Consider the following 14,693-nt stretch of genomic DNA (forward strand, 5'->3'; position numbering starts at 1 on the left):
CATGGTGAAAATTTATGCCCCGGCCTCGATTGGCAACGTCAGCGTGGGCTTTGACGTACTGGGCGCGGCCGTCTCTCCCATTGACGGTACGCTGCTGGGCGATTGCGTGACCGTTGAGGCCGCCAGCGAATTCAGCCTGCGTAATGAGGGGCGTTTCGTCAGTAAGCTGCCCGCTGATCCTCAGGACAACATCGTCTGGCAGTGCTGGGATCGCTTTTGTGAAGCCACGGGCAAACGCATCCCGGTAAGCATGACGCTGGAAAAAAATATGCCGATAGGCTCGGGATTAGGTTCGAGTGCCTGCTCGGTGGTTGCCGGGCTGATGGCGATGAATGAGCACTGTGGCAAACCGCTTAGCGATACTGAACTGCTGGCGCTGATGGGCGAGCTGGAAGGACGCATTTCCGGCAGCGTACATTATGATAATGTGGCGCCTTGTTTCCTCGGCGGCATGCAGCTGATGCTGGAAGAGAACGGCATCATCAGCCAGGCGGTACCGGGTTTTGAGGAGTGGCTGTGGGTGATGGCCTATCCGGGGATCAAGGTTTCCACCGCAGAAGCGCGCGCGATCCTGCCCGCGCAGTACCGTAAAGAAGAGATCATCAGGCATGGGCGCTATATGGGCGGGTTTATTCACGCCTGTCATACACAGCAGCCTGAACTGGCGGCGAAAATGATGAAAGATGTTATCGCCGAACCTTACCGAACGAAGCTTTTGCCAGGCTTTGCGCAGGCTCGTCAGGCCGCTCAGGATATAGGCGCGCTGGCCTGCGGTATTTCCGGCTCCGGCCCGACGCTGTTCGCTGTCTGCAATACGCCTGATACGGCGCAGCGAATGGCCGACTGGCTCAGCCAGCACTATCTGCAAAATGATGAAGGCTTCGTCCATATTTGCCGTTCAGACACGGCAGGCGCACGTAAACTGGGATAACGCATGAAACTCTATAATCTTAAGGACCATAACGAGCAGGTAAGCTTTTCACAGGCGGTTAAGCAGGGATTAGGCAAGCAGCAGGGGCTTTTCTTTCCGCTGGAGCTGCCCGAGTTTGAGCTGACCGAGATTGATGAGATGCTGGAGATGGATTTTGTTACCCGCAGCAGCAAAATCCTTTCGGCGTTTATCGGTGATGAAATCGCGCCGCACCAGTTGCACGAACGTCTGAAAACGGCTTTCACCTTTCCCGCGCCGGTGGTGAGCGTCACCGACGATATCGCCACGCTGGAGCTGTTCCACGGGCCGACGCTGGCATTTAAGGATTTTGGCGGCCGCTTTATGGCGCAGATGCTCTCTTACGTCAGCGAAGCCGATGAGAAAATCACGATTCTGACCGCCACCTCGGGTGATACCGGTGCCGCCGTCGCTCATGCTTTTTACGGTATGGAAAATGTGCGCGTCGTTATCCTCTATCCGCAGGGAAAAATCAGTCCGCTGCAGGAGAAGCTGTTCTGTACGCTGGGCGGTAATATCCAGACCATCGCCATTGAGGGGGATTTTGATACCTGTCAGTCGCTGGTTAAGCAGGCGTTTGATGATGAGCTGCTGAAAAAAGCGATCGGCCTGAACTCCGCCAACTCGATCAATATCAGCCGTCTGCTGGCGCAGATTTGCTACTACTTTGAGGCTGTGGCGCAGTTGCCGCAGGAGAAGCGCAATCAGCTGGTGGTCTCCGTTCCGAGCGGAAACTTTGGTGATTTAACTGCGGGCCTGCTGGCGAAAACCCTGGGGCTGCCGGTGAAGCGCTTTATTGCCGCGACCAACGCCAATGATACCGTGCCGCGCTTTCTCAGCGGCGGCGAATGGCTGCCCAATGCGACCGTTGCCACGCTGTCGAATGCGATGGATGTCAGCCAGCCCAACAACTGGCCACGGGTCGAGGAGATCTTCCGGCGTAAAATCTGGCAGATGAATGAGCTGGGCGTTGGCGCGGTGGATGATGAAACCACCAAAGCGACGATGCGTGAACTGGATGAGCTGGGTTATGTCTCCGAGCCGCATGCGGCGATTGCTTACCGGCTGTTGCGCGATCAGTTGCAGGAAGGGGAGTTTGGGCTTTTCCTTGGCACCGCGCATCCCGCCAAGTTTAAGGAGAGCGTGGAGGCGATCCTGGGGCGTTCGCTGCCGCTACCTGAAGCGCTGGCCGAGCGCGCCGATCTGCCGCTGCTCTCTCACCAGATGGCGCCTGACTTCGCGCAGCTTCGCGAATTCCTGCTCCATAAATAATCATTCAGCCCCTTCGCTTCAGAAGGGGCTTTCATTTTTGCGCACGCGTTTACAGGCAGGTTTGCGTCATTATCTTTCGTTACGTTTAAACACCCACTCAGCTTCACTACTCTCTTCCGCCGCAAAGCGATAGCCATCAAGATCAAATTGTTTCAACTGCGCAGGATCGGTCAGGCGCTGCTGAATAATGTAGCGGCTCATCAGCCCACGCGCTTTTTTCGCGTAGAAGCTTATTACCTTAAACTTGCCGTTTTTTTCATCCAGAAAGACGGGCTTAATGATCCGTGCGTTGATCTTTTTCGGCTGTAACGCCTTGAAGTATTCATCGGAGGCCAGGTTGATCAGCACCTCTTCATCCTGCTCTTTCAGGGCCGCGTTCAGCGCCGTGGTCAGCTTCTCACCCCAGAAGGCGTAGAGATCTTTTCCAGCCGGATTTTCCAGGCGGGTGCCCATTTCCAGGCGATAAGCCTGCATCAGGTCAAGCGGGCGCAGCAGGCCATACAGACCGGAGAGAATGCGGAGATGGCGCTGGGCAAAATCGAAATCCGCTTTATCCAGGCTCTCTGCAGCCAGGCCGGTATAAACATCCCCTTTAAAGGCCAGAATGGCCTGGCGGGCATTATCAGGTGTGAAAGGAGGATGCCAGTCGTTAAAGCGTTCGGCGTTCAGCAGCGCCAGCTTGTCGCTGATGCTCATCAGTGAGCCGATTTGGGCAGGTGTTAAGCGACGGGCTATCTCAATCAGTTTTTGTGACTCATCCAGCAGGGCGGGCTGGGTGAACAGCTCGGTCGCCAGCGGGCTTTCAAAATCTAACGTTTTGGCCGGAGAGATAACCATTAACATGCCTGAATCCTTATATGACGCCACTAAGGCGGGCTGACAAAAGCGTACTTTACCAAAAAAGCGCGATGAAAAGATAAATCGCTGCCATAGCTGCGGCATTACCCGGCGGGTCAGATAGCGCTTTTGGCTGCCGTTTAGCACTCAGTGGCTCCGGGCTAACCTTACCTTGCATGGCATAGTGCGCGTGATATTATCCGGGGCAGACATTTTCAACATTCCGATAACTCTACTTTGACGAGAATGACAATCATGACGGATAAACTCACTTCCCTGCGTCAGCTGACGACTGTTGTTGCCGATACCGGTGATATTGCCGCAATCAAGCTCTACCAGCCTCAGGACGCCACTACCAACCCATCGCTTATTCTCAGCGCCGCGCAGATCCCTGAATACCGCAAGCTGATTGACGAAGCGGTGAACTGGGCGCGCAGCCAGAGCAACAAGAAAGAAGAGCAGATCCAGCACGCCGCGGATAAGCTGAATGTGAACATCGGGCTGGAGATCCTCAAACTGGTGCCGGGTCGTATTTCTACCGAGGTGGATGCCCGCCTCTCTTATGATACCGAAGGTAGCATCAATAAAGCCCGCACGCTGATTAAGCTCTATAACGATGCGGGTATCAGCAATGACCGCATTCTGATCAAGCTGGCGTCCACCTGGCAGGGCATTCGCGCCGCTGAGCAGCTGGAAAAAGAGGGTATCAACTGTAACCTGACACTGCTGTTCTCTTTTGCTCAGGCTCGCGCCTGTGCCGAAGCTGGCGTGTACCTGATTTCGCCTTTTGTTGGCCGTATTCTCGACTGGTATAAAGCCAATACCGATAAAAAAGAGTATGCGCCGCAGGAAGATCCGGGCGTCATCTCCGTCTCTGAAATTTATGAATACTATAAGCAGCACGGCTATGAAACTGTGGTTATGGGCGCGAGCTTCCGTAACATCGGCGAAATCATCGAACTGGCTGGTTGCGATCGCCTGACCATTTCTCCAGGTCTGTTAAAAGAGCTGGCGGAGAGCGAAGGGACGCTGGAGCGTAAACTCTCTTTTACGGGCGAAGTGAAAGCGCGTCCGGCCAAAATGACTGAATCTGAGTTCCTGTGGCAGCATAATCAGGATCCGATGGCGGTCGATAAGCTGGCTCAGGGTATCCGTAACTTTGCATTAGATCAGGGCAAACTGGATAAGATGATTGCCGATCTGCTGTAATGTCATCACCGCAGCCGGCTCTCCGGCTGCGGTATTTTCCTCGCTGTACATCCCGCTTTGCAATGGTTTATCCTGCCCGCTAATAATCCTTTTCTCCCCCGTCCGCGCAGTTGACGTGGCCGGAATCACGGTGACGACACAATGACAACATTACGCATAGGCTTAATTTCCGTTTCCGATCGTGCTGCCAACGGCATTTATCAGGATGAAGGAGTGCCCGCGCTTGAAGCCTGGCTGTCGCAGGCACTGAGCACGCCTTTCGAGGTGGAAAAACGGCTGGTACCGGACGAGCAGACGATGATCGAACAGACGATTTGTGAGCTGGTGGATGAGCTTTTCTGCCATCTGATATTGACAACCGGCGGCACCGGGCCTGCCCGCCGTGACGTAACGCCGGATGCCACGCTGGCCATAGCCGATCGTCAGATGCCGGGTTTTGGCGAGCAGATGCGGCAGATCAGCCTGAACTTTGTGCCCACGGCGATCCTTTCCCGCCAGGTGGGCGTTATCCGCAAGCAGTCGCTCATTATTAACCTGCCGGGTCAGCCGAAATCGATCAAAGAGACGCTGGAGGGGGTGAAAGATGCGGAAGGGCAGACCAAAGTGCACGGAATATTTGCCAGCGTACCTTACTGCATTCAGCTGCTGGAAGGCCCGTATGTGGAAACTAACGCTGATGTGGTAGCAGCATTTCGTCCTAAAAGCGCCCGTCGCGAAACAAACGGCTAAAAATGGCCCGATTCAGGCATAAGATCCAGCTGCGCTGGTGTGGCAGGGAATGTACGGTATAGTACGTATAGCTTTACACACCTTCACTATACTTTTTTCTTCTGACTCTGGATATGCCTGAAAAATCATGCTTCACGAGACGAACCGTCGCTTAAACCGGCAGGATTATAAAACGCTCTCTCTGGCCGCGCTGGGCGGCGCGCTGGAGTTTTATGACTTTATCATTTTTGTGTTCTTTGCCGCCGTTATTGGTGAGCTCTTTTTCCCTCCCGATATTCCCGACTGGCTGCGCCAGGTTCAGACCTTTGCGATCTTTGCCGCAGGCTATCTGGCGCGTCCGCTGGGCGGCATCATCATGGCGCATTTTGGCGACAGCCGCGGCAGGAAAAAGATGTTCAGCCTCAGCATCCTGCTGATGGCATTGCCAACGCTCGCGATGGGTTTACTGCCGACCTATGCAACGCTGGGGATAACAGCTCCGGTTCTGCTGCTGCTGATGCGCGTGTTGCAGGGGGCGGCGATTGGTGGTGAAGTGCCGGGCGCATGGGTTTTTGTAGCGGAGCATGTGCCGGAGAAACGTATCGGCTTTGCCTGTGGCACCCTGACGGCGGGCTTAACCGCCGGGATTTTGCTGGGTTCCGTGGTGGCGACGCTGCTTACCACGTCGCTGAGTGCTCAGCAGCAGGCTGACTTTGGCTGGCGCATTCCTTTCCTGCTGGGCGGCGTATTTGGTTTTATTGCGCTCTATCTTCGCCGCTGGCTGCATGAAACACCGGTATTTACCGAAATGCAGGCGCGAAAAGCGCTGGCAGAAGAGTTACCGTTGAAAAGGATCGTCGTCAGTCATAAGCGTGGCGTGGCGATCTCAATGCTGCTGACGTGGTTGCTTTCAGCCTGCATTGTCGTGGTGATCCTGATGGCGCCCGCGCTGATGCAGAAGCAGCATGGATTGCCTGCGGCGCTGACCTTACAGGCTAACAGTCTGGCAACGGTGATGCTGATTGTCGGCTGCGTAATTGCCGGTGCGCTTGTTGACCGCATCGGGGCGGCGAAAACCCTGATAAGCGGCAGCCTGCTTCTTGCAGTCAGTAGCTGGGTTTTCTTTTACGTTGCCGCATCGGCACCACACTATCTGTTTGTCGCTTATGGGGCGGCAGGCCTGTTTGTCGGTGTGGTCGGCGTAGTGCCCTGTATCATGGTGAAGGCGTTTCCGGCTGAAGTACGCTTTACCGGGATCTCCTTCTCCTATAATGTCTCGTATGCGATTTTCGGCGGTCTGACTCCCATCTTCGTCACGCTCATTATGGCCCTCACGCCACTGGCACCCGCTTATTATGTGCTGGCGTTGTCTCTCATGGGATTATTGCTGGGGATCTACCTGAAATGGGATACCGCGCAGCGCACTGTGATTCGTCAGGACATATAACGCAGGCGTTTTCAGAGCCGATTGCTGGAACGCCTGAAACGCATGGGGAATAAGAGGGCAAAAAACCGTCTGTGGCGCGAGACGTGTCATGTCGCTGTTCCCCATGCGCTTTTACCTGTTGTGCCCGGCGCGTTAAGCTTACGCCTGGCTCATCTCGCCAGTCAGTGCGCCAGCCCGGCCTGGTTCGCCAACCGGCAGCACAGTACGACCCAGTTGTTCATTAATCACTTCTGCCATCGCCAGATAAATTGCGCTGGCGCCGCAGACAATGCCTTCATAACCCGCAAACGTCAGCACGGTATGATTACCGGTGATATTGCCGTAGGCCAGCAGAGCAAACAGCACCGTCAGGCTGGCAAAAACGAATTGCAGCGTACGGTTGCCTTTCAGGGTGCCGAAGAACATAAACAGGGTAAACACGCCCCACAGCGCCAGATAGGCACCCAGCATGGTGGCATCGGTCGCGTCAGCCAGTCCCATCTTCGGCAGCACTAAAATCCCCACCAGGCTCAGCCAGAAGCAGCCGTAGGAGGTAAAAGCCGTCAGGCCGAAGGTGTTGCCTTTTTTATACTCCAGCAGACCCGCCAGGATCTGCGCAAAACCGCCAAAGAAAATCCCCATACTGATAATGACTGCAGTCAGCGGAAAAAAACCTGCATTGTGCAGATTCAGTAAAACGGTGGTCATCCCAAAACCCATTAGCCCTAAAGGGCCTGGATTTGCCAGCTTATTGGTATGCATAAACCCTCAGCAATATAAAGAAAACAGGAACAGGTGAAGCTGTGTCAGCACAGGTCTGGATGAGGAAAAAACCGCCAGTTGCTTCAGTGCGCGCGGCATAATAATGAGCTGGCGTGTGGAAAACATTGATCTGGAGAGCGGGAAATTCGAATTTTTTTTCCTCCGCCCCCTTGATGCCGTGCGGGATGGCCCCATCTTAGTTGGCATCCAAGATTATGGACCTGGAAAAAAGCGCGGCGCCGGCAGTTGAAAAGGTAAAAAAAGCCCGCATTAAGTGTGCATAACCTGATTTGAAACAAATTTAAGTGGGAGATGTTTAGATGGGTAAAATTATTGGTATTGACCTGGGTACGACTAACTCTTGTGTCGCGATTATGGACGGCGGCAAAGCACGCGTACTGGAAAATGCGGAAGGCGATCGTACCACCCCTTCCATCATTGCTTACACCCAGGATGGTGAAACGCTGGTCGGTCAGCCTGCTAAACGTCAGGCCGTGACCAACCCACAGAATACCCTGTTTGCGATCAAGCGCCTGATTGGCCGTCGCTTCCAGGATGAAGAAGTGCAGCGTGATATCAAAATCATGCCTTATCAGATCATCGGTTCCGACAACGGTGACGCCTGGCTGGACGTGAAAGGCCAGAAAATGGCACCACCGCAGATCTCTGCGGAAGTCCTGAAAAAAATGAAGAAAACGGCGGAAGATTACCTGGGTGAACCGGTAACTGAAGCGGTTATCACCGTTCCGGCCTACTTTAACGATGCGCAGCGTCAGGCAACAAAAGATGCTGGCCGTATCGCGGGTCTGGACGTGAAGCGTATCATCAACGAACCTACCGCTGCCGCGCTGGCTTACGGTATGGACAAAGGTCAGGGCAACCGCACTATCGCGGTTTATGACCTGGGTGGTGGTACCTTCGATATCTCCATCATCGAGATCGATGAAGTTGACGGCGAAAAAACCTTCGAAGTGCTGGCGACCAACGGGGATACCCACCTGGGTGGTGAAGACTTCGACAGCCGCATGATTAACTATCTCGTGGCGGAATTTAAGAAAGACCAGGGCATCGATCTGCACAACGATCCGCTGGCGATGCAGCGTCTGAAAGAAGCCGCAGAGAAAGCGAAAATTGAGCTTTCTTCCGCGCAGCAGACCGACGTTAACCTGCCGTACATCACGGCGGACGCAACTGGTCCTAAACACCTGAACATTAAAGTGACCCGTGCGAAACTGGAATCACTGGTTGAAGATCTGGTTGCCCGTTCGATTGAGCCACTGAAAGTGGCGCTGCAGGATGCCGGTCTGTCCGTTTCGGACATCAACGACGTGATCCTGGTGGGCGGTCAGACGCGTATGCCAATGGTGCAGGCGAAAGTTGCTGAGTTCTTTGGCAAAGAGCCACGTAAAGACGTGAACCCGGACGAAGCGGTTGCCGTAGGCGCTGCGGTTCAGGGTGGCGTACTGGCCGGTGACGTGAAAGATGTGCTGCTGCTGGACGTAACGCCGCTCTCTCTGGGTATCGAAACCATGGGTGGCGTGATGACCGCGCTGATCAGCAAGAACACCACTATTCCGACCAAACATAGCCAGGTGTTCTCAACGGCGGAAGATAACCAGTCTGCGGTAACCATTCACGTGGTGCAGGGTGAGCGTAAACGTGCGGCGGATAACAAATCGCTGGGCCAGTTCAACCTTGACGGCATCCAGCCAGCACCGCGCGGTATGCCGCAGATCGAAGTGACCTTCGACATTGATGCTGACGGTATTCTGCACGTCTCCGCGAAAGACAAAAATAGCGGTAAAGAGCAGAAGATCACCATTAAGGCTTCTTCTGGTCTGAACGACGATGAGATCGAAAAAATGGTGCGTGATGCGGAAGCAAACGCCGAGTCTGACCGTAAGTTCGAAGAGCTGGTGCAGATTCGTAACCAGGCCGATCATCTGTCGCACAGCACCCGTAAGCAGCTGGATGAAGCCGGTGATAAACTGCCAGCCGACGATAAGGCGCCGATTGAGGCAGCCCTGACCGAGCTGAACACCGCGCTGAAAGGCGAAGACAAAGCGGAAATCGAAGCCAAAATGCAGGCGCTGATGGAAGTCTCCGGCAAGCTGATGGAGTTCGCTCAGCAGCAGGCCGCTGGCGGTGCCGCTGATGCCGGTAACGCCTCTGCGAAGAAAGAAGACGACGTCGTCGACGCTGAATTCGAAGAAGTGAAAGACGACAAAAAATAATCGCCTTTGAGCGGACAAGGTGGCAGGTTCCTGCTGGCCTGAGGATGCATCTGGCGGTATTGAGCGTAAACCGACTGGCTCTGGTGAGTCAGTCGGTAAGCCAGCCGGATGACGGCAGGTCAGAAGTGAACAGGACCACTGATTAAACCCACGGGCGTCGGAGTTTCTCCACGCCCGTGCACGCATGTTAAGGGCAGAACACCAGAATGGCGAAAAAAGACTATTACGAGATTTTAGGCGTTTCCCAAACGGCGGATGAGCGTGAAATCAAAAAGGCCTATAAACGTCTGGCGATGAAATTTCACCCCGACCGCAATCCGGGAGATAAAGAATCCGAGGCCAGATTTAAAGAGGTCAAGGAAGCATATGAAATCCTGACTGACGCACAGAAGCGTGCGGCCTACGACCAGTACGGCCATGCCGCCTTTGAACAGGGCGGAATGGGTGGCGGCGGTTACGGTGGCGGCTTTGGCGGCGGCGGCGCGGACTTCAGCGATATCTTTGGCGACGTGTTCGGCGATATCTTCGGCGGAGGACGCCGTCAGCAGCGTGCCGCTCGCGGCGCCGATTTGCGCTACAACATGGAGCTGACGCTTGAAGAAGCCGTCCGCGGCGTGACCAAAGAGATCCGCATTCCGACGCTTGAAGAGTGTGACGTCTGCCACGGCAGCGGCGCGAAAAGCGGCACCAAACCGCAAACCTGTCCAACCTGTCATGGACAGGGCCAGGTGCAGATGCGTCAGGGCTTTTTTACCGTGCAGCAGGCATGTCCAACCTGTCATGGTCGCGGCTCGGTTATTAAAGATCCTTGTAACGCCTGTCATGGCCATGGTCGCGTTGAGAAGTCCAAAACCCTGTCGGTAAAAATTCCGGCTGGCGTGGACACCGGCGATCGTATCCGCCTGAATGGCGAAGGTGAAGCGGGCGAGCAGGGCGCACCAGCAGGCGATCTCTATGTTCAGGTGCAGGTGCGTAAGCACCATATCTTTGAGCGTGAAGATAACAACCTGTACTGTGAAGTGCCGATTAACTTCATTATGGCTGCGCTGGGTGGCGAGATTGAAGTGCCAACGCTGGATGGCCGCGTTAACCTGAAGGTGCCTGCGGAAACGCAGACCGGTAAGCTGTTCCGTATGCGCGGTAAAGGCGTTAAGTCGGTGCGTGGCGGTGCGCAGGGCGACCTGCTGTGCCGCGTGGTTGTCGAGACGCCGGTCAACCTGAACGACAAACAGAAAGCGCTACTGCGTGAACTGGAAGAGAGTTTTGGCGGGCCGAGCGGTGAGAAAAACAGCCCACGCTCCAAAAGCTTTTTCGACGGCGTGAAGAAGTTCTTTGACGATTTGACGCGTTAACCTTTTCATTCTGTCAGTTTATTAAGCCGGGCACTGCCCGGCTTTTTTACGTCTGTGAAAAAGCGGAATCGCTGCAAGCGACACCATAGCTCGGTAAAACCTGCGTGATAAGCGGGTATAAACTGTTTTTTACGAGTGATAAAAAAGCGTATGCTGGACGCCCCTGAACAACGCCATCAACGAAAGTAACTGGATTTTGTGATGAATACTGCGATAAGAAAACTATTAAAAAGTGAAGCGACCGGCGGGATGATCCTGATCCTGGCGGCCGCCATAGCCATGTATCTGGCCAATAATACCGGTACGCAGCAGGCCTACCAGTCGATCCTGTCGATGCCCGTTGAGTTTCGTTTTGGCCCGCTGGATATCAGTAAAGATCTGCTGCTGTGGATTAATGATGCGCTGATGGCGCTGTTCTTCCTGATGATTGGTCTGGAAGTGAAACATGAGCTGGTCTCCGGCTCGCTCGCCACCCGCGAAAAAGCGATGTTTCCACTGATCGCGGCCATTGGCGGCATGATCGCCCCGGGCGTGATTTTCGCCCTGCTTAACCACAGCGATCCCCAGGCCGCCAACGGTTGGGCGATCCCTACTGCAACGGATATCGCTTTTGCATTGGGTATTCTGGCGCTGCTTGGCAGCCGCGTTCCGCCAGCACTGAAAATGTTTCTGATGGCGCTGGCAGTGATTGACGATCTGGGTGCCATCCTGATTATCGCCTTCTTCTATACGGCCGATTTGTCGCTGGGATCGCTTGCCGTGGCGGCGGGCGCCATCGTTGTTCTGGCCTTGCTGAACCGCTTTGGGGTACGCAACCTCTCCGTTTACATGTTGGTGGGATTGGTGCTCTGGATTGCCGTACTTAAATCTGGCGTGCATGCGACCGTCGCGGGCGTCCTGCTGGGCTTTTTCATCCCGCTGAAAAAGGAAAACGGCCACTCTCCGGCGCTGCATATGGCGCACAGCCTCGCGCCCTGGGTGACCTGGCTTATCCTGCCGCTGTTTGCCTTCGCCAATGCTGGCGTTTCTCTGACGGGTATTTCTTACGATGGCCTGCTCTCGGCAGTACCCTTGGGTATTATTCTGGGGCTGTTTATCGGTAAACCGGTAGGCATCACGCTGATATGCTGGGTGGCGCAGAAGCTGGGCATCGCCACGCTGCCAGAAGGGACCAGAATGCGGGATATTGCCGCGGTCGGTATGCTTTGCGGTATCGGCTTTACCATGTCGATCTTTATCGCTTCGCTGGCCTTTGATGCCGCGCATGAAGAGATGGTAACCCTTGCCAAGCTGGGCATCCTTACCGGATCGGTGATTTCAGCCGTGACGGGTTATGTGCTGTTGCGGATCAAACTTCGTTAGCGTTCGCCCGGCCGGCTCAGCTGGCCGGGTGTATTACTCCGTTCGCTGAGGATTACCCGTGTCGCACATCAATTACAACCATCTCTATTATTTCTGGCAGGTATGCAAGGCCGGTTCCGTAGTGGGTGCGGCGGATACCCTGAATCTTACGCCGCAAACCATTACCGGGCAGATTAAAGCACTGGAGGAACGACTGCAGGGAAAACTGTTCCGGCGGCAGGGCAGAGGACTGGTCCCTTCTGAGCTTGGGCAGATGGTGTTCCGTTACGCCGATCGCATGTTTACGCTCAGTCAGGAAATGCTGGATATCGTTAATTACCGCAAAGATGTGAATCTGCTGTTTGATGTTGGGGTGGCCGATGCGCTCTCTAAACGCCTTGTCAGCAAGGTGCTGGAAACGGCGGTAGTTGAGGATGAAGGCATCCATCTGCGCTGCTTTGAATCGACGCACGAGATGCTGCTGGAGCAGCTAAGCCAGCATAAGCTGGATATGATCCTCTCTGACTGCCCGGTGGACTCAGGACAGCAGGAAGGGCTGTTTTCCGTTAAGCTGGGGGAATGTGGCGTCAGCTTCTGGTGTCGCGATCCCTTACCCAGGCTTACTTTTCCTGCCTGCCTTGAACAGCGTAAGCTGCTGATCCCCGGACGGCGTTCGATGCTCGGGCGTCGCTTGCTTAACTGGTTTCAGATACAGGGATTGCAGGTCGATATTCTGGGTGAGTTTGACGATGCGGCCTTAATGAAAGCGTTCGGGACATCGAGCAATGCCATTTTCGTGGCGCCTTCGCGCTATGGTGATGACCTGTTTCATGAAAAAGGAATAACGGAGCTGGGAAGGGTTGATAACGTGACGGAGGAGTATCATGTGATATTTGCCGAACGTATGATCCAGCATCCGGCAGTCAGACGCATTTGTGAGAAAGACTTCTCCTCGCTTTTTCCTTCACCCGGGCAGTCAGTGACCGATGACCTGCGTTAAAGACAAAAAAAAAACCGGCATAGCCGGTTTCTTTTTCAAAGCTGATTAACAGCCTGGCGATTAAGCCAGTTTGTTGATCTGAGCCGTCAAATTTGCTTTATGACGAGCCGCTTTGTTTTTGTGGATCAGGCCTTTAGCTGCCTGACGGTCCACAATTGGTTGCATTTCATTAAATGCGTTCTGTGCAGCAGCTTTATCGCCGGTAGCAACAGCAGCGTAAACTTTCTTGATATAAGTACGCAGCATTGAACGACGGCTAGCGTTGTGTTTACGACGCTTCTCTGACGTTACGGCGCGTTTCTTAGCTGATTTGATATTAGCCAAGGTCCAACTCCCAAATAGTTCTATGAGGACAATTCAAAGGCCGAGGAATATGCCTCTTTCGCCCATGGTTGTCAATGGATTTGTGCAAATAAGCGTCATAAAAGAACGACACTTGGTTACGTTTCGATGGCGCAAGATTCTATCAGCTTCATGAGGATGAATACAGCTTAATCATAAGAAAAATGAGATCCGCGAGCGCAGGCCGCATTTACCTCAGAAAATGCCGGCCTGAAAGCAGTAAAGCCGCATTCGCGGGTTAACCTTCCTGGTGGTAGTTGGTATAATCCGCCGATTTCCACCCATTTGAGCCAGCCATGAAGTTTATCCGCGGCATACATAACCTCAGGGAGCAGCATCGCGGCTGCGTTCTGACTATCGGCAATTTTGATGGCGTACATCGCGGTCACCAGGCGCTGCTGACAAGACTGTGCGAAGAAGGGCGGCGGCGCAACTTGCCCGTTGTCGTGATGCTGTTCGAACCTCAGCCGCTGGAGCTGTTTGCTGCCGAAAAAGCGCCGGCGCGTCTCTCCCGCCTGCGGGAAAAGGTGCGCTATCTCCGCGAAGCGGGCGTGGACGCGGTACTGTGCGTCCGCTTCGATCGCCGCTTTGCCGCACTGTCAGCGCAAAATTTTGTTGCTGACCTGCTGGTGGATAAGCTGGATGTGAAATTTCTGGCGATAGGGGATGATTTCCGCTTCGGCGCTGGTCGCCAGGGCGATTTCCTGCTATTACAGAAAGCGGGCGCGGAGTATGGTTTTGACGTCATCAGCACCCAGACCTTCTGCGATAGCGGTATGCGGATCAGCAGCACGGCGGTTCGTCAGGCGCTGGCAGAAGATAACCTGCCGTTAGCCGCCTCGCTTCTGGGGCATCCTTTCAGCATTTCAGGCCGGGTGGTGCACGGTGATGCGCTGGGCCGGACTATCGGTTTTCCTACCGCTAACCTGCCGCTCAGGCGCTACACGTCGCCGGTCAAAGGGGTTTATGCCGTTGAGGTGCTGGGGCTGGGCGACCAGCCGCTGCCGGGCGTCGCTAACATTGGCACCCGCCCCACCGTGGCCGGGTTACGCCAGCAGCTTGAAGTTCACCTGCTGGATGTTGCAATGGACCTGTACGGGCACCATATAGAAGTGGTGCTGCGTGAAAAAATTCGAAACGAGCAGCGCTTCGCTTCACTGGACGCGCTTAAAGAGCAAATTGCTAAAGATGTGGTGACTGCCCGAACCTTTTTTGGGTTGAAAACACCGGTTTAAACAGAACCGAAATACGGAATCGAGAA

Annotated in this window: 13 protein-coding genes; 10 read left to right on the forward strand and 3 right to left on the reverse strand. The window is 54.5% G+C overall.

Translation table 11 applies throughout. The features are described from left to right. The first annotated feature begins 1 nt into the window (after position 1). Both thrB and thrC read left to right on the forward strand, forming a co-directional pair. Entirely contained in the window at positions 2-931 is a 930-nt protein-coding gene (gene thrB, locus EA20_RS0111670) for a homoserine kinase (RefSeq protein WP_024966999.1), read from the forward strand. Positions 932-934: 3 nt separating this feature from the next. Next, a complete protein-coding gene (gene thrC, locus EA20_RS0111675; RefSeq protein ID WP_024967000.1) occupies positions 935-2,221 on the forward strand; it encodes a threonine synthase in 1,287 nt (428 codons plus the stop codon). A gap of 69 nt (positions 2,222-2,290) precedes the next feature. On the opposite strand, the gene yaaA is transcribed toward thrC, so the two are convergent. After that, the gene (yaaA, locus tag EA20_RS0111680) at positions 2,291-3,064 is read right to left on the reverse strand and encodes a peroxide stress protein YaaA (protein ID WP_024967001.1); all 774 of its coding nucleotides are present in this window, start codon (positions 3,062-3,064) and stop codon (positions 2,291-2,293) included. 249 nt (positions 3,065-3,313) lie between these two features. Here yaaA and tal point away from each other — a divergent pair, with 249 nt between their 5' ends. The 3 genes from tal (at position 3,314) to EA20_RS19715 (ending at position 6,422) form a co-directional block, all read left to right on the forward strand. Further along, the gene (gene tal, locus EA20_RS0111685; RefSeq protein ID WP_024967002.1) at positions 3,314-4,267 is read left to right on the forward strand and encodes a transaldolase; all 954 of its coding nucleotides are present in this window, start codon (positions 3,314-3,316) and stop codon (positions 4,265-4,267) included. Between the two features lie 141 nt (positions 4,268-4,408). Next, on the forward strand, positions 4,409-4,996 hold the full coding sequence (gene mog / locus EA20_RS0111690; RefSeq protein ID WP_024967003.1) for a molybdopterin adenylyltransferase: 588 nt from the start codon (positions 4,409-4,411) through the stop codon (positions 4,994-4,996). 127 nt (positions 4,997-5,123) lie between these two features. After that, entirely contained in the window at positions 5,124-6,422 is a 1,299-nt protein-coding gene (locus EA20_RS19715; RefSeq protein WP_038381583.1) for an MFS transporter, read from the forward strand. A 138-nt stretch (positions 6,423-6,560) separates the two neighbouring features. Here the strand turns inward: EA20_RS19715 and satP are convergent, their stop codons facing one another. After that, positions 6,561-7,163 (reverse strand): acetate uptake transporter, encoded by a 603-nt coding sequence (gene satP / locus EA20_RS0111700; RefSeq protein WP_024967004.1) that lies wholly within the window; start codon positions 7,161-7,163, stop codon positions 6,561-6,563. Between the two features lie 320 nt (positions 7,164-7,483). Between satP and dnaK the strand changes: the two genes are divergently transcribed. The 4 genes from dnaK to nhaR all read left to right on the forward strand — a co-directional run bounded on the left by dnaK (position 7,484) and on the right by nhaR (position 13,090). Continuing rightward, positions 7,484-9,397, forward strand: a complete 1,914-nt coding sequence (gene dnaK / locus EA20_RS0111710) for a molecular chaperone DnaK (RefSeq protein ID WP_024967005.1) — start codon at positions 7,484-7,486, stop codon at positions 9,395-9,397. 206 nt (positions 9,398-9,603) lie between these two features. Next, a complete protein-coding gene (gene dnaJ / locus EA20_RS0111715) occupies positions 9,604-10,749 on the forward strand; it encodes a molecular chaperone DnaJ (protein WP_024967006.1) in 1,146 nt (381 codons plus the stop codon). Between the two features lie 201 nt (positions 10,750-10,950). Continuing rightward, positions 10,951-12,111: a Na+/H+ antiporter NhaA gene (gene nhaA / locus EA20_RS0111720; RefSeq protein WP_024967007.1), complete on the forward strand. Its 1,161-nt coding sequence runs from the start codon at positions 10,951-10,953 to the stop codon at positions 12,109-12,111. A 58-nt stretch (positions 12,112-12,169) separates the two neighbouring features. Further along, complete coding sequence (gene nhaR, locus EA20_RS0111725) at positions 12,170-13,090, forward strand: transcriptional activator NhaR (protein ID WP_024967008.1); 921 nt, start codon at positions 12,170-12,172, stop codon at positions 13,088-13,090. A gap of 60 nt (positions 13,091-13,150) precedes the next feature. Here the strand turns inward: nhaR and rpsT are convergent, their stop codons facing one another. Continuing rightward, a complete protein-coding gene (rpsT, locus tag EA20_RS0111730) occupies positions 13,151-13,414 on the reverse strand; it encodes a 30S ribosomal protein S20 (RefSeq protein ID WP_024967009.1) in 264 nt (87 codons plus the stop codon). 314 nt (positions 13,415-13,728) lie between these two features. Between rpsT and ribF the strand changes: the two genes are divergently transcribed. Then, on the forward strand, positions 13,729-14,667 hold the full coding sequence (ribF, locus tag EA20_RS0111735; RefSeq protein ID WP_024967010.1) for a bifunctional riboflavin kinase/FAD synthetase: 939 nt from the start codon (positions 13,729-13,731) through the stop codon (positions 14,665-14,667). Positions 14,668-14,693 lie beyond the last annotated feature (26 nt).

Origin of the sequence: Pantoea sp. IMH, assembly GCF_000599885.1 — a bacterium.
In the GTDB taxonomy this organism is placed as follows: Bacteria; Pseudomonadota; Gammaproteobacteria; order Enterobacterales; family Enterobacteriaceae; genus Erwinia.

What these genes read in the sequence shown, in the direction of transcription:
- tal (WP_024967002.1), top strand. Translation starts at nt 3,314, where the DNA reads ATGACGGATAAACTCACTTCCCTGCGTCAGCTGACGACTGTTGTTGCC.
- EA20_RS19715 (WP_038381583.1), top strand. Translation starts at nt 5,124, where the DNA reads ATGCTTCACGAGACGAACCGTCGCTTAAACCGGCAGGATTATAAAACG.
- dnaJ (WP_024967006.1), top strand. Translation starts at nt 9,604, where the DNA reads ATGGCGAAAAAAGACTATTACGAGATTTTAGGCGTTTCCCAAACGGCG.
- dnaK (WP_024967005.1), top strand. Translation starts at nt 7,484, where the DNA reads ATGGGTAAAATTATTGGTATTGACCTGGGTACGACTAACTCTTGTGTC.
- yaaA (WP_024967001.1), bottom strand. Translation starts at nt 3,064, where the DNA reads ATGTTAATGGTTATCTCTCCGGCCAAAACGTTAGATTTTGAAAGCCCG.
- nhaA (WP_024967007.1), top strand. Translation starts at nt 10,951, where the DNA reads ATGAATACTGCGATAAGAAAACTATTAAAAAGTGAAGCGACCGGCGGG.
- thrB (WP_024966999.1), top strand. Translation starts at nt 2, where the DNA reads ATGGTGAAAATTTATGCCCCGGCCTCGATTGGCAACGTCAGCGTGGGC.
- ribF (WP_024967010.1), top strand. Translation starts at nt 13,729, where the DNA reads ATGAAGTTTATCCGCGGCATACATAACCTCAGGGAGCAGCATCGCGGC.
- satP (WP_024967004.1), bottom strand. Translation starts at nt 7,163, where the DNA reads ATGCATACCAATAAGCTGGCAAATCCAGGCCCTTTAGGGCTAATGGGT.
- thrC (WP_024967000.1), top strand. Translation starts at nt 935, where the DNA reads ATGAAACTCTATAATCTTAAGGACCATAACGAGCAGGTAAGCTTTTCA.
- mog (WP_024967003.1), top strand. Translation starts at nt 4,409, where the DNA reads ATGACAACATTACGCATAGGCTTAATTTCCGTTTCCGATCGTGCTGCC.